At 39.2% G+C, this 14,223-nt stretch carries 13 protein-coding genes and 2 pseudogenes; 9 read left to right on the top strand and 6 right to left on the bottom strand.

The window, feature by feature from the left end:
* Positions 1 to 503: 503 nt before the first annotated feature.
* Positions 504 to 1,403 carry a carboxylating nicotinate-nucleotide diphosphorylase gene (nadC, locus tag M1F03_RS06685; RefSeq protein WP_196713372.1) on the bottom strand — a complete coding sequence of 300 codons (900 nt, stop codon included), beginning with the start codon at positions 1,401 to 1,403 and terminating at the stop codon, positions 504 to 506.
* A gap of 239 nt (positions 1,404 to 1,642) precedes the next feature.
* Between nadC and M1F03_RS06680 the strand changes: the two are divergent.
* Positions 1,643 to 1,801: pseudogene (locus tag M1F03_RS06680) on the top strand (N-acetyl-anhydromuranmyl-L-alanine amidase); the annotation flags it as partial.
* A gap of 40 nt (positions 1,802 to 1,841) precedes the next feature.
* On the opposite strand, the gene M1F03_RS06675 reads toward M1F03_RS06680, so the two are convergent.
* A protein-coding gene (locus M1F03_RS06675; RefSeq protein ID WP_374195714.1) for an IS3 family transposase occupies positions 1,842 to 2,926 on the bottom strand; the annotation gives its coding sequence in 2 pieces (ribosomal slippage) (positions 1,842 to 2,665 and positions 2,665 to 2,926; 1,086 coding nt in all).
* A 59-nt stretch (positions 2,927 to 2,985) separates the two neighbouring features.
* On the opposite strand from M1F03_RS06675, the pseudogene ampD reads away from it, so the two are divergent.
* The 7 genes and pseudogenes from ampD to yacG all read left to right on the top strand — a co-directional run.
* Positions 2,986 to 3,402 (top strand): annotated as a pseudogene (ampD, locus tag M1F03_RS06670) (1,6-anhydro-N-acetylmuramyl-L-alanine amidase AmpD); the annotation flags it as partial.
* A gap of 399 nt (positions 3,403 to 3,801) precedes the next feature.
* Entirely contained in the window at positions 3,802 to 4,227 is a 426-nt protein-coding gene (ppdD, locus tag M1F03_RS06665) for a prepilin peptidase-dependent pilin (RefSeq protein WP_251463848.1), read from the top strand.
* Positions 4,228 to 4,242: 15 nt separating this feature from the next.
* Complete coding sequence (locus M1F03_RS06660) at positions 4,243 to 5,643, top strand: ATPase, T2SS/T4P/T4SS family (RefSeq protein ID WP_251463847.1); 1,401 nt, start codon at positions 4,243 to 4,245, stop codon at positions 5,641 to 5,643.
* A complete protein-coding gene (locus tag M1F03_RS06655; RefSeq protein WP_251463846.1) occupies positions 5,643 to 6,830 on the top strand; it encodes a type II secretion system F family protein in 1,188 nt (395 codons plus the stop codon). Before M1F03_RS06660 ends, M1F03_RS06655 begins: the two co-directional genes overlap by 1 nt.
* Positions 6,831 to 6,986: 156 nt before the next feature.
* On the top strand, positions 6,987 to 7,592 hold the full coding sequence (gene coaE / locus M1F03_RS06650) for a dephospho-CoA kinase (protein WP_154622666.1): 606 nt from the start codon (positions 6,987 to 6,989) through the stop codon (positions 7,590 to 7,592).
* A gap of 9 nt (positions 7,593 to 7,601) precedes the next feature.
* Entirely contained in the window at positions 7,602 to 8,360 is a 759-nt protein-coding gene (zapD, locus tag M1F03_RS06645; protein WP_251463845.1) for a cell division protein ZapD, read from the top strand.
* Positions 8,361 to 8,377: 17 nt separating this feature from the next.
* A complete protein-coding gene (yacG, locus tag M1F03_RS06640) occupies positions 8,378 to 8,575 on the top strand; it encodes a DNA gyrase inhibitor YacG (protein WP_154622668.1) in 198 nt (65 codons plus the stop codon).
* A 237-nt stretch (positions 8,576 to 8,812) separates the two neighbouring features.
* On the opposite strand, the gene mutT is transcribed toward yacG, so the two are convergent.
* From mutT to secM, 3 genes are all read right to left on the bottom strand, one after another.
* Positions 8,813 to 9,202 carry an 8-oxo-dGTP diphosphatase MutT gene (gene mutT / locus M1F03_RS06635; RefSeq protein WP_163860900.1) on the bottom strand — a complete coding sequence of 130 codons (390 nt, stop codon included), beginning with the start codon at positions 9,200 to 9,202 and terminating at the stop codon, positions 8,813 to 8,815.
* 53 nt (positions 9,203 to 9,255) lie between these two features.
* Positions 9,256 to 11,967 carry a preprotein translocase subunit SecA gene (gene secA, locus M1F03_RS06630; RefSeq protein ID WP_163860899.1) on the bottom strand — a complete coding sequence of 904 codons (2,712 nt, stop codon included), beginning with the start codon at positions 11,965 to 11,967 and terminating at the stop codon, positions 9,256 to 9,258.
* A 102-nt stretch (positions 11,968 to 12,069) separates the two neighbouring features.
* Complete coding sequence (gene secM / locus M1F03_RS06625; protein WP_154622671.1) at positions 12,070 to 12,594, bottom strand: secA translation cis-regulator SecM; 525 nt, start codon at positions 12,592 to 12,594, stop codon at positions 12,070 to 12,072.
* Positions 12,595 to 12,700: 106 nt separating this feature from the next.
* On the opposite strand from secM, the gene M1F03_RS06620 reads away from it, so the two are divergent.
* Positions 12,701 to 13,222 carry a DUF721 domain-containing protein gene (locus M1F03_RS06620; protein WP_154622672.1) on the top strand — a complete coding sequence of 174 codons (522 nt, stop codon included), beginning with the start codon at positions 12,701 to 12,703 and terminating at the stop codon, positions 13,220 to 13,222.
* A 58-nt stretch (positions 13,223 to 13,280) separates the two neighbouring features.
* Here the strand turns inward: M1F03_RS06620 and lpxC are convergent, their stop codons facing one another.
* The gene (lpxC, locus tag M1F03_RS06615; RefSeq protein ID WP_154622673.1) at positions 13,281 to 14,198 is read right to left on the bottom strand and encodes a UDP-3-O-acyl-N-acetylglucosamine deacetylase; all 918 of its coding nucleotides are present in this window, start codon (positions 14,196 to 14,198) and stop codon (positions 13,281 to 13,283) included.
* Positions 14,199 to 14,223: the final 25 nt, after the last annotated feature.

Below are 14,223 nucleotides of genomic sequence, written 5' to 3'. Positions count from 1 at the left end.
TTTAACCATACAAAAATCTACAAGCGACCCGATTACATCGTATTCAGACAAGAATGCAGCCCAAAGCGTAGCCGTGTCGTTATTTTAAGCTCTCTCCACACAGATAAGCCAAAATGTCGTTTAACACCCTGAAATAAATATGTACTCTGCTTATAACTTGGTCAATCGGTCAGTCGGTTAACCGGTTGGTTGATTGGTTGATTGGTTGATTGGTTGATTACAATAGAAATAAAATCAACATCGTCAACGCATTTTGTCATGCTCAATGTTCCTTCCCTAGAAAGTCACTTCAGTGCACCAGTAAAACGATCAGTCGGCACCGTCTCTATTAAATAACGATATAGAAATCGAGGCTCACTCGATGACACCAAAGCCAGAAAATAAGGCACTTTCTCGCTTTGGTCATTCTCTTACCTAGCCATCAAGGTCGAGAGTTTTGCTGTATATACAGAAGGTTAAAACTCATAAATAGGTTAAATCTACTTCTATCTATCAGTGCTTACTTATTTTTCTTCCGCAAAACGCATCGATAGATCCATCGCTTTAATGTGTTTCGTGAGCGCGCCGACAGAAATGAAATCAACGCCTGTTTCTGCAAACTCTTTGATCGTGTCTAATGTTACATCTCCTGACACTTCGAGGGCGGCTTTACCAGCCGTTAGCACCACGGCTTCTTTCATCATATTAACGGTAAAGTTATCGAGCATGATGATATCTGCATCTACTTTTAATGCTTGCAGTAATTCATCTAAATTTTCAACCTCAACTTCAATTGGCACTTCAGGATGAGCTTGTCGTGCCAACGTGACAGCTTTAGCTACTGAGCCAGCAGAAATAATATGGTTTTCTTTAATTAAATAAGCATCTGATAAACCAAGTCTATGGTTATATCCTCCTCCCATTAGCACTGCATATTTTAAAGCGCTTCTTAGCCCTGGAATAGTTTTACGCGTATCTAAGAGTTTTGCTTTAGTGCCTTCAAGTTGTGCCACATATTGCGCGGTGACCGTGGAAACTGAAGACAACGTTTGAATAAAATTTAAGGCCGTTCTTTCACCAGTCAATAGGACGTGCGAAGGGCCTGACATTTCACAAAGTAGCTGGTTTGGAACCACTTTATCACCATCATTAACATGCCATGTGATATCGATTTGCCCACCAAGCTGCTTAAATACTTCCTCTAACCATTTTTGACCACAAAACACACCATCTTCTCTCGTAATAATACGAGCAGTTGCGCGGGCTGCTGGCTGTAACAGTTGCCCCGTGATGTCTTGTCGAACATCTACAATTTGGCCAAGGTCTTCTTTTAATGCATGAGTGACCATAAAAGGAATATCAGCATTTAATTTTTCAAACAGTGCTTCACGTCTTTGATTTTCGTCATAACGCCTTGTCGCCATCAATAAACTCCAATACCTGTATGTGCTATTCGCCATCTATCCTATCACTTCAAGGCACATGGCATGTGTGATAAACCTATCTCTCGCTTAATCAACCAAATTACTTTAGCATCTTCTTCGCTTTAACAAAAAAACACGTTATTGAATACAAACATACAACTCGAATTATTCTATGTATATGCTAATCTTTCTTCCCCACAGCGATGTTTGCAAATGAAGAGTAGATAGAAAGGAATACTATGGCACTGGATATGAAAATACATAATGGTTGGTTGCAAAATGTGACCCATATCCCGTCACCACATCATGATGAACGACCAGAAAATGTGTCCCCTTCTCTTTTGGTGATCCACAACATTAGCCTCCCGCCAGGTCAGTTTGGGGGGCCTTATATCAACCTGTAATCCCCCCACTTTTCACAGTAACTATTTATAGAGTTTAAGCTACCTGTAATCGCTGTCTCGGGGGTATTCCTCCAATCGCCGTATTCGGCCGCTCATTGTTATAAGTCCAAAGCCACTGTGTGGCAAGTTCTTGAGCGTGCTCAACGCTCTCAAATATATTTAAATCAAGCCATTCATGACGAGCTGTTCGGTTAAAGCGTTCAATGTAAGCATTTTGTGTAGGCTTGCCAGGCTGAATATAAAGTAAGGTAATTTGCTGCCGTGTTGCCCAGTTTATTAGCTCTCCTGAAATATATTCTGGTCCGTTGTCGCATCGTATCGCTTTGGGTTTACCGCGCCACTCGATGACTTGTTCTAACGACCGAATAACTCGTGCGCTAGGCAACGATAAATCAACATCAATCGCTAAGCATTCACGATTAAAATCATCAATGACATTAAAGGTTCGAATGCTGCGGCCACTGGCTAAGCTGTCTGACATAAAATCCATAGACCATACTTGGTTAATGGCTACAGGCACACTGAGGGCATCAGGCTTATCGCGTTTTAAGCGTTTGCGAGGCCTAATTCTAAGATTAAGCTCCAACTCACAATAAATTCGATAAACGCGCTTGTGGTTCCATGCGAAGCCCTTTACGTTGCGTAAATACAAGAAACATAGACCAAACCCCCAACGTTTTTTGTTTTCGGTTAGGCGTATTAGCCAGTCAGCAATCTGATCGTTTTCAGCATTAAGTTTACTTTGATAGTAAAAGCAGCTTTCGCTCACATTCATGCACAAGCAAGCAAAGCGAATGCTTATGTCATACTTAATTGCGGCAGCCTTAGCCATCTCCTTACGATGAGATGGCTTTATAACTTTCCCTCAAGCGCCTCCAAACGAATCTCAGCTTTGAGACGTTCTTCCGCATACATTTTTTTGAGCCGACGGTTTTCGTCTTCGAGTTCTTTCATTCGCTTCATCAACGAAGCATCCATACCGCCGAATTTAGCTCGCCACTTATAAAATGTTGCAGAGCTAACACCATGTTCTCGGCAGAGTTCTGGAACGGGCATACCACTTTCATTTTGTTTAATGATTGCCAATATCTGGCTATCAGTGAATTTTGATTTACGCATAGAAAACTCCTTGAGTTTATTTTAATAGAATTTTCTATAAATAACTGCTGCGATTTTTCGGGGGGATTACAAACCAACTTTTTACTGGAACACTTAATCCAACAGAGCATGCCTTTTTCGACGAAATTAAACACCTTCGTGTTTCTGCTCATTGTTTAATTCGCCGAGATGGCGAAATTATTCAATATGTTCCTTTTCATCTACGAGCGTGGCACGCAGGACAATCGAGTTATCAAGGTAAAGAAAAGTGTAATGATTTTTCTATTGGTATTGAACTAGAAGGTACTGATTTTGAACCTTTTACTACTGCACAGTACGATTCATTAACCAAACTCACGTGTTCTCTTATCACGCTATACCCTGAAATCAAGAACCACATCACGGGGCATAGCGATATCGCCCCCAATCGAAAGACAGATCCTGGACCTTATTTTGATTGGCAACGATTTAAAACACAGTTAGCCACACACTGTTGATAAACACTATTATGAATTAACATCTCGCGGCATCTTTTGCCGCTTTTATTTATCCACTGTTTTAATCGCACCATAGCGTTTTTCAAATTGGATCTATCACATATCTTGCTAACCTCGTTTAATCGCAATAAATAATAGAAATATATAATAAGGTTCCTATTATTTTTATAATCAACTTATCCTATTTATTCTTTATACATATTATAGCTATCATACTCGCTAATAAATAAAACATGTTATTTTCCATTCAATCTGTATTTGCGAGGCTCCTCCCAAGAAAATGTAATCTGTATCATTTTCAATTTTTCATTTACATAGCCTTTCGCAAAATGAATTTTATTGAATTAAATAATCATCCCTTCCATTTTAAAGTATCCCCTCACCCAACAAGGAGGCTATATGAATCAAAAAGGATTTTCTTTAATTGAAATCATGGTCGTTATTGCAATAATTTCCATATTAAGTGCTATTGCTATCCCCGGTTATCAAGGTTATATGCAAAAGGCCGCCATAACCGATGTATTGCAAACTATTTTACCTTATAAGAATAATATAGAGATCTGTGCCTTTAATAGAGGAACACTCGCAGCCTGTAATGCAGGGAGTGAAAATATCCCCAACAATATAAAAGGAAAATATATAAAAAATATAGATGTAGCATCCGGAGTGATAAATTTCACCGCAGACAAAAATCTCGACAGTTTATCCGTCACATTAACACCAACAGTCCCGACTGATAGCTCCCCCTTTCAATGGCAAGTCATATGTGAAAGCGGCAATGATAATAAATTAAAAACGTTATGTGAAAATACATTTGTATTCTGAAAAATAGGATAAATTATGATGACCACCAGGGAACAGGATTTTATATTCAAAGAGCTTAAAAGTGTCTGTGACAAACATTATATTATTATTGTAGATTATAATAATAAACGACTGTCTATCGGTGTACCTAAAAAACCTCATGATAATGTTCTTGCGACTTTACGTTTTATTGCTGGTGTGCCTGTATGTTATGATATTTGGCCAAAAGAAAAAATTGACCACTACTTCAATAAAAAATATGCAGAGATTCAAGAACCAGAAACCGTATACCATAGCCAGGAAAAAGAACAATTAGCTATCACTTCTCCAGCCGTTGATTTTGCTGAAAATATGTTGAAAGCCGCAGTAAGAAAACGCGCTTCTGATATTCATATTGAACCGACAAAACAGGGGCTGAAAATCCGCCTACGCGTTGATGGTAAACTCTATTTTATTCCATCCCCACCATTAGAAATCAATAATGAAATTATTGCACGCATAAAAATACTAGCAAAATTAAATATTGCGGAAAAACGATTACCGCAAGATGGGCAAATGAATTGGTATTTTGATGGACACAACTACAGTATCCGTTTATCAACGATTCCAACGCTATATGGAGAAAAGTTGGTTCTACGAATACAGAATACTCAGCTAAAATATTCTATTGAACAAATTGGTATGAATAATCAGTTACTGGTCAGTTTAAAGAAAAAATTATTGCAACCACAGGGGTTAATTCTCGTGACTGGGCCTACCGGTAGTGGAAAAACAGTCACACTCTACAGTTCATTAGAATATCTCAATCAATCTTCACGTAATATATCGACTATTGAAGACCCGATTGAAATCCCATTGTCAGGCATTAATCAAATACACGTTAATGATAAATATGGGCTAAGTTTTGCACATATATTACGCGCGTTACTTCGACAAGACCCAGATATTATTATGATCGGAGAAATTAGGGATGAGGAAACAGCCCAGATTGCAACCAGAGCTGCACAAACAGGGCACCTAGTATTATCGACTTTGCATACCAATTGTACGTTAAGTGCCATTGATAGAATGACTCAACTCGGGGTGAGTAAATCACAACTCAGTTCGTGTTTAAAAATGGTCATTGCACAAAGACTCGTACGTCGATTATGCCCTAACTGTAAAGTAAAACAGCCAAAGGTCGTGCAAATAAGTGAAAATATCTCAATTAAAGAATGGTCATCGGCTGGATGTGATCTCTGTTTTGCGGGTTTTATGGGAAGAACAGCAATCTATGAATATCTGGAACAAAATGCGCTTAGCCAAATTTTTCATTGTGAAAAAAATCATACCAATCATTTTCAAACGCTTTTTCAAGATGGTTTACATTTAATCGATAGCGGAGAAACAACGCTACAAGAGCTATATTCAGTCATCGGATATGGAGAGGAATTATAATGTTTATTTATTCCTATATCGCGTTATCTCATGAAAATAATCTTATTAAAGATACCATTATCTCTAGAAATAAAAAATCTGCATTTATTGAGTTACTCGAGTCTGAACACACGCCTATTCAAATCCGTTTTAGATCGTTATTCATTCTGAATAAGAGCAACATTCATTATCGCGTCCATTTTTTTTATCAATTAAATACGCTCCTCTCCTCTGGAATTAATTTATTGCAAAGCCTATATATTTTACAAAAAAATATAAAAGATCCATTGTGGAGAAAAATCATCGCATCAGCAATTTATGATTTAAAACGTGGGAATAATTTTTCCAATAATCTTGAGAAGCACCCGAACATATTCACTCCAACAATTATCAGTTTAGTAAAAGTAGCCGAAAAAACAGGAGATTATGAAAAAACCTTTAAAATTATCGCTACCATGCTAAAACACGATGCTGAAGCCCAAAAAAAGGTTATAAAGTCACTGAGATATCCGTTAATACTCGTGTTATTGTCAATTGTGTTAGTTTTTATTATGTTAATTTATGTACTACCTCAATTTGAAACTATTTATCATAGTTTTCAACATGAGTTACCAGCGATCACTAAATTAATGATAAGCATTTCTAATTTAATCACTCAGTATTTAGTTTATTTACTGCCGATTACCCTAATTTCCTTATCACTTATTTGGCGGTTTAATGCTTATTTTTCAATATTCATGGCGAGTTTACTGTTTTATATTCCCCCGATAAAAAGACTCATTGAAATAAATAATCTCAATATATTCTTTCTAACCTTATCCTCTACACTAGGCGCGGGACTGCCATTAACAGAATGTCTGAAATGCACAGCAGAGACGATCCATACACCAATCTATAAAAAAACTAGCTTATTGGTATATCAATCTGTGTTAAAAGGAGAATCATTGTCTAATGCCGTTAAACATAACTCTTTTTTCCCCGCAATAGTCTATCAATTGATTGCGGTGGCAGAGGAGTCAGGCCAACTACCTCACTTTTCACAATACTTATTTACTCATTTTTCAACTCAACATACCGCCCTAATGGAAAAATCACTCAAAAACTTAGAACCCATATTGCTCCTATTAATGGCCTTACTTGTTGGGAGCATAATGGTCGCAATGTACCTCCCTATATTTAATTTAGGAAATGTTATAACAACCATTTGATATAGTTAATTATAGGATAGCATTTTATCTATTTATGCTATAAAACTACCTACTGACGGTAAGTCCGGTAAGCTTACAGTGCGTATTATCTCCTGAGTGAAGACAAACAGGAGAAATCCGTGTAACCTATTATTTTTCAAAACAATGAATACGATTATGGCCTATATTGTTGCACTAACAGGAGGAATTGGTAGCGGAAAAACAACCGTTGCTAATCAATTTGCTAAGCTAGGGGTACCACTGGTCGATGCCGATATTATTGCTAGAAAGGTGGTAGAACCTAATTCGCCTGCTCTTGCAGCGATTAAAAACCGTTATGATGAAAACATTATTCAATCGGATGGTTCTCTCAATCGCCAGCATCTTAGGAAAATTATTTTTTCTAATGAATCTGAAAAACAATGGCTAAATGCCCTACTTCATCCCCTCATTCAGCAAGAGACACAAAGACAATTACAACAAATTACCAACCCTTATGTCATTTGGGTTGTTCCTTTATTATTTGAAAACAAGCTATCACACCTAGCGGATCGGGTTCTTGTCATTGATGTTACCCCTGAAGAACAAATTCAGCGCACAATGCAAAGAGATAATGTTAATCAAGAACATGTAGCTAATATTATGCAATCGCAAACTAGCAGAGAAAACCGCTTGTTACAAAGTGATGACATTATTACAAATCATGATGGTGAATCTGATATTGCTGAAAAGGTCGCTGCACTCCACGAAAAGTATATGACGCTAGCACAACAGAACAAATAGGAAATCAATATGAGTGAATCAAACACTGTAAACTTCGTCACTTACGAGTATCCATTGAATGAAAAAATTCGCTCATGGCTAAGGCTCGAAACACTGCTAAATCAAGTTTATGAACTTAGCCACATTACCTCCTATACATCCGGTATTGCTTTTTTCCGTTCCGTATCAGAATTAATAGAAATTCTTGATAGGGGCGAAGTGCGATCTGATATGATCAAAGAGCTTGAAAAGCAACGTAGACGTTTATCTGCTTGGTCCGATGCACCGAATGCAGACAATCAGCTTATTTCATCTCTACTTAATGACCTTGCAACTAAAGCCGCAAATATCACAACGGCACCTAGATTTGGTCAACAGCTAAGGAACGATAAAATCATTAGTATGGTTCGCCAACGATTAAGTATTCCCGGCGGATGCTGTAGTTTTGATCTCCCCACACTCCAATTGTGGTTACATATGCCGCAAGAACAGAAAGAGCAAGCTATTAGCGGTTGGCTTAAAAGCCTAGCCCCTTTGAAAGAGACGTTAGATACAATCTTGAACCTCATTCGTCAAGCGGGCTCTTTTGAAATTAAAGAGTGTCACAATGGCTTTTATCAAGATAGTGTCGAAGATAAAGAGTTATTAAGGGTGAGGCTATCAAGCGATAAGCTGATTTTCCCTCAAATTTCAGGCCATAAAACACGATTTGCAATTCGTTTTCTTCACATTGACAGCGAAAATGGTATTGTACCCGCAATGATGACTTTTGAATTATCCTGCTGTTAATAAGGGGGAAGTAGTAAATGACGGAAAAAATTGAAGTTAATTGTCCAACATGCCAGAAAATTGTTATTTGGGGAGAAGAAAGCCCATTTAGGCCATTTTGCAGTAAGCGATGCCAACTTATCGATCTTGGTGAGTGGGCGGCTGAAGAAAAACGAATTGCCAGCCAGGGTGATATTTCTGACAGTGATAATTGGAGTGAACAACCTGAACATTAATAGCAACAAGCAAGATAGCTATTGCTGTTAATGACATGCCTTATATCCTGTTGTTAATAAATTAACGGGAATATAAGGCATTATGCGAATAACTCGCGCCATTTCACTTTATCGTAAACCGCTTAATAAACGAAAGCTTACCTTACTTTTACTCACAGCCTGATTTTAATCACCCTCTTCTATCAGCACAGAAATGATGATTAATCCCCTCTTAACAGACGGTGAGTTCAGGGAAAATTATTTTAGCATATCAATAATAATACGATTCGCAGGTGGGAACTCACTAGCCACTAAATCTTTCTGATCGACCCAACGGCTTTTTTGTCCCTCTTTCCCATAAGGCTCATTTTCCCAACGAGAAACCATATAAAAGTAGAGAGTCACACGGCGTTCATCAAATTCATGTTCAACACAGTGAAAGAGCTCACATTCAGTGACAATTATCCCTACTTCCTCTTCTAACTCGCGAATTAACGCATCTTCAGGCTGTTCCCCGTGTTCTAATTTTCCGCCAGGGAATTCCCAAAAACCCGCCATATGAGTGCCACTTGGGCGCTCAGTAATAAATATTTTGTGGTCATCATTACGGATGATGCCAGCGGCAATATACAGATGTTTTTTTTCCATAATTTCTTCGTTAAAAAGGCGGGTTACCCCGCCTTGTGTGATGTGATATTAAATTACTTTAAGCGACCATGACATTGCTTATATTTTTTGCCTGAACCACAAGGACAAGGATCATTACGACCGATTTTATGACCCTGTGTGGCTATCTGTGCTTCAGCTTCAGACATCAATGATTCAGCGCCGGCATCATGACTCAACTGCTGTTTTTTCGCTAAGCGTTCTGCTTCTTCTTTACGCTGTTGTTCTAAAGCTTCAACTTCTTCAGGTAAACGAACCTGAACTTTAGATAGTGTACTGATAACCTCGTATTTCAACGATTCAAGCATATTCGCAAACATGTTGAAAGATTCACGCTTATATTCTTGTTTTGGATCTTTCTGCGCGTAACCACGCAAATGGATACCTTGACGTAAATAATCCATCGAAGCCAAATGCTCTTTCCACAATGTATCTAACGTCTGTAGCATGACACCTTTTTCGAAATTACGCATCATTTCCGCGCCAACGATCTCTTCTTTTTTCTGATAGATTTCAATGGCTTTTTCCATAATACGCTCACGAAGAGTTTCTTCATGTAATTCAGGCTCTTTATCCAACCATTCTTTGATTGGTAAATCTAAATCGAAATCACTGACTAAGCGTTTTTGTAGCCCTTCAATGTCCCACATTTCTTCCAAAGATTGTGGTGGAATATAGGCATCAATAGTGGTCGTGAATACATCTTGACGAATGCTATCTACCGTTTCTTTAATATCACCACCGTCAAGCAGCTCATTACGCTGAGTATAAATAGCACGACGTTGGTCACTCGCTACATCATCATATTCAAGCAGCTGCTTACGAATATCAAAGTTACGGTTTTCAACTTTACGTTGCGCATTTGCAATAGCTTTCGTGACCCATGGGTGTTCAATCGCTTCACCCGGTTTCATGCCTAATTTACGCATCATGCCTGTGACACGATCAGAGGCAAAAATACGCATCAATGCATCTTCCATGGAGAGGTAGAAACGTGAAGAACCGGCATCACCTTGACGACCCGCACGACCTCGTAACTGGTTATCAATACGACGAGATTCATGACGTTCTGTACCGATGATATGTAAACCACCAGCAGCAAGTACCGCGTCATGACGCTCTTTCCAACGCGCCTTGATTTCATCAATTTGCTCTTGAGTTGGCGCTTCCAAAGCTGCAACCTCAGATTGCCAACTACCACCCAACATAATATCCGTACCACGACCAGCCATGTTAGTCGCGATAGTAACCGCTCCAGCTTGACCTGCGTTCGCAACAATATCCGCTTCTAAAGCATGGAATTTCGCGTTCAATACATTATGTTCAATTTTTGCTTTTCTCAATGCATTAGAAATCAGCTCTGATTTCTCAATTGAGATAGTCCCCACGAGCACGGGTTGACCGTTTTGTGTTCTTTCACGGATATCTTCAATAATCGCTGCGAATTTATCCTCTTCAGTCATATAGACTAAGTCAGGTAAATCCTTACGGATCATAGGACGGTTAGTTGGGATAACAATGGTATCTAATTTATAGATAGAGCTAAACTCAAATGCCTCGGTATCCGCGGTTCCCGTCATACCCGCCAGTTTTTCGTATAAGCGGAAATAGTTTTGGAAGGTAATTGATGCCAGTGTTTGGTTTTCATTTTGGATCTCAACACCTTCTTTTGCTTCCACCGCTTGGTGCAAGCCATCAGACCAACGGCGGCCTTCCATTGTACGGCCTGTATGTTCATCAACGATGATAACTTGACCGTCTTTAACAATATAATCCACATCCAGTGTAAATAACGCATGAGCGCGTAAGCCTGCCATCACGTGATGCATCAGCATAATGTTTGATGGAGAATACAGTGATTCACCTTCTTCCATTAAGCCTTCTTCTGTTAACAGTTGCTCAATCAGTACTAAACCACGCTCAGTCAGCGTGACCTGACGTGATTTCTCATCTACTGAGAAATGCCCTTCACCTTGGAAAGTGTCAGAGTCTTCCTTCTCTTGACGCACAAGTTTAGGAATTAATTTATCAACTTTTTTGTACAGTTCTGAGCTATCTTCAGCCGGACCAGAAATAATAAGTGGTGTACGCGCTTCATCGATAAGAATTGAGTCAACCTCATCCACCAATGCGTAGTGTAATTTACGCTGCACGCGCTCTTCTGGGCTAAATGCCATGTTGTCACGTAAGTAGTCAAAGCCGAATTCGTTGTTAGTACCATAAGTAATATCAGCCGCATAAGCTTCACGCTTAAGTCCTGCTGGCATACCTGGAAGGTTTATACCAACACTCAGGCCTAAAAATTCGAATAATGGACGGTTGTTTTCAGCATCACGTTTCGCCAAATAGTCGTTAACTGTAACAACGTGAACCCCTTTACCCGTTAATGCGTTCAAGTAAGCAGGGAGAGTCGCTGTCAGTGTTTTACCTTCACCAGTACGCATCTCAGCGATACAGCGCTCGTTCAAAACCATCCCACCAATCAGCTGTACATCAAAGTGACGCATACCAAAAACACGTTTACTGGCTTCTCGAACAGTTGCAAACGCTTCAGGAATGATGCTTTCAAGGCTTTCGTTTTTACTCAGACGCTCACGGAATTCTTGGGTTTTAGCTTTGAGTTCATCATCACTTAACTTTTCAAACTCCGGCTCAAGACGATTAATCTTTTCGACTTCTTTACGTAGACGACGGAGGGTACGGTCATTACGACTACCAAAAACTTTGGTTAATAATTTTGTTAACATATTTATATATTCTCAGGTAATTCAGTTAATTACTAAACAATTAAATCATGTAATTTGCTTAGAACATAGTGCATATCTCAAGATCGACAATGTTATTGCTAATTAACTCATAAGAGGACCGGCACGGATCCCATGAACCTGAGCAACCCAAATTGCAGGTTGATATGCTACAAAATGTGGAAAAGCGTAGCGTTCCGGTTGGGTAACATTGTCACCCCATTGAAGTGAACGTTGTGCCAGCATGGCATACAACGTATCAAGCATGACTTGTGGAGCTAGTAGTGAACCTTTAGCTTCATCTTGTAAATTCGTATCGCCATCTTCAGTGTTTGAAAAAGCGAAAGTCAGTTGTCGAATGACATTCCTAACCGCATGTTGCTGCCAATAATTCACAGAATAGGACGATGACGGTGAAGAACGTTGGGGTTGTTGTTGTGCAAATAAGTTATCAAAAGCACTAACCGCTTGATTTTGGCGATTAACAGACGAATTAAACTGGGTTTGCTGAGCATCTGATAAGGCATTTAAAATCGCAGGCATGCCAATCCCTGTAGCGACAAGTCCTAATAGGAAATGAGACCACAAGTATCTTCTACCAAATTGTCGCCAAAGATTTAAAATGCCCATCAAAGTCTTATATTATGTTGCTGTTACACTATTTTTATTCAAGTTCGCGTTATACTACTCAAGCTATACTTAAGAATAAACCTAACACATTAGGCGGAGCCGAAAAATGAGAGATAGTCACCCACAAGCATTATTCGATGTCCTTGAGGAGTCACTCGCTAAAACGAGCAGCCCCCTATTAACTATTCAGCGTACTGCTAACGCGATTAATCGGCTTAACAAAGCTGTTAAAGGATTGCTCCCTAGCGAACTTAAGCCAATGTGCCGCGTTGCAAACTATCGTAACAGCATTTTGATTATCGAGGTTGCTAATGCAAGCTGGATGACCCGATTAAATTACGAAAAACTTAATCTACTTTCTGCATTACGAGGCTCTATTCTACCATCTTTATCTTCCATAGACATCAGAATCAATCCTACTCTTATGCGAAAAAAGACTGAAAATAGCTCACTGAATAATCAAACAGTTAAAAATATGCAAACTAGGAATGAACGGAGAATAAGTGCGGAAACGGCTAAGCATCTTTTACGTTTAGCAGAGAATAGTTCAAAAGATTTAAAACAGAGACTAGAGCGGCTGGCTGCGCTGGCCGGAGAGAGTACCAGCACAACCAACAGAAAAGATTAACGCTGACATTCGCGTTTTATAACAACAACTGATTCAACTGGTTACCAACTTAACTTGATTAAGCGTAAACCGTTGAAGGTGCTTTGAATGCCACGGGTAATTCAGCTTCATCTTCAAATGTCACCAAATCCCAAGCAGATTCTTTAGCCAGTACCGCTTGTAGAAGTTTGTTATTCAATGCATGACCAGATTTATAGGCAGTAAATGCACCAATAATATTATGTCCACACATGAATAGGTCACCGATAGCATCAAGTGTTTTGTGACGAACAAATTCATCTTCAAAACGCAAACCATCTTCGTTGAGGACACGATAGTCATCAACAACGATAGCACAATCGAAACTACCGCCTAAGCATAGGCCTTGAGATTGCAGATATTCAATATCACGCATAAAACCAAATGTACGCGCACGGCTAATTTGGCTAACAAAGGCTTCAGCAGAAAAATCGATTTTATAACGCTGCGTACTGCTATCAATAGCAGGGTGATTAAAATCGATAGTAAAATCAAGGCTAAAACCATTATATGGTGTGAATTCAGCCCATTTATCACCATCTTCTACACGCACTTTTTCTTTAATACGTACGAATTTTTTCGCACAATTCAGTTCTTCAATACCTGCATCTAGCAATAAGAAGACGAACGGTGCTGCACTGCCATCCATAATCGGGATTTCAGGCGCATTGACTTCAATAACAATGTTATCGATACCTAATCCTGCCAAAGCAGCATTCAGATGCTCTACGGTCGAAATACGCACGTTATCTTCATTAACTAAACAAGTACATAACATGGTATCACGGACAGACTTAGCATCAGCCGGAAAATCAACCGGAGGATTTAGGTCAGTACGACGGTAGATGACCCCGGTGTTTGCCGCCGCTGGACGCAGAGTAAGCGTGACTTTCTTGCCAGTATGTAAACCAACACCAGTCGCTTCAACTATACGTTTAAGTGTCCTTTGTTTGATCATCGTTTTTTTCTCGCAATGTTATCCG

The sequence above is a fragment of the Providencia sp. PROV080 genome, from assembly GCF_033688105.1.
GTDB classification, from domain to species: domain Bacteria; phylum Pseudomonadota; class Gammaproteobacteria; order Enterobacterales; family Enterobacteriaceae; genus Providencia; species Providencia zhejiangensis.
This window is presented reverse-complemented; position numbering and strand designations above follow the sequence as displayed.

Excerpts from the sequence above, each read along its gene's own strand:
- M1F03_RS06655 (WP_251463846.1), top strand. The coding sequence starts at position 5,643 with ATGTTTATTTATTCCTATATCGCGTTATCTCATGAAAATAATCTTATT.
- M1F03_RS06620 (WP_154622672.1), top strand. The coding sequence starts at position 12,701 with ATGAGAGATAGTCACCCACAAGCATTATTCGATGTCCTTGAGGAGTCA.
- coaE (WP_154622666.1), top strand. The coding sequence starts at position 6,987 with ATGGCCTATATTGTTGCACTAACAGGAGGAATTGGTAGCGGAAAAACA.
- secM (WP_154622671.1), bottom strand. The coding sequence starts at position 12,594 with ATGGGCATTTTAAATCTTTGGCGACAATTTGGTAGAAGATACTTGTGG.
- nadC (WP_196713372.1), bottom strand. The coding sequence starts at position 1,403 with ATGGCGACAAGGCGTTATGACGAAAATCAAAGACGTGAAGCACTGTTT.
- M1F03_RS06660 (WP_251463847.1), top strand. The coding sequence starts at position 4,243 with ATGATGACCACCAGGGAACAGGATTTTATATTCAAAGAGCTTAAAAGT.
- yacG (WP_154622668.1), top strand. The coding sequence starts at position 8,378 with ATGACGGAAAAAATTGAAGTTAATTGTCCAACATGCCAGAAAATTGTT.
- zapD (WP_251463845.1), top strand. The coding sequence starts at position 7,602 with ATGAGTGAATCAAACACTGTAAACTTCGTCACTTACGAGTATCCATTG.
- mutT (WP_163860900.1), bottom strand. The coding sequence starts at position 9,202 with ATGGAAAAAAAACATCTGTATATTGCCGCTGGCATCATCCGTAATGAT.
- ppdD (WP_251463848.1), top strand. The coding sequence starts at position 3,802 with ATGAATCAAAAAGGATTTTCTTTAATTGAAATCATGGTCGTTATTGCA.
- secA (WP_163860899.1), bottom strand. The coding sequence starts at position 11,967 with ATGTTAACAAAATTATTAACCAAAGTTTTTGGTAGTCGTAATGACCGT.
- lpxC (WP_154622673.1), bottom strand. The coding sequence starts at position 14,198 with ATGATCAAACAAAGGACACTTAAACGTATAGTTGAAGCGACTGGTGTT.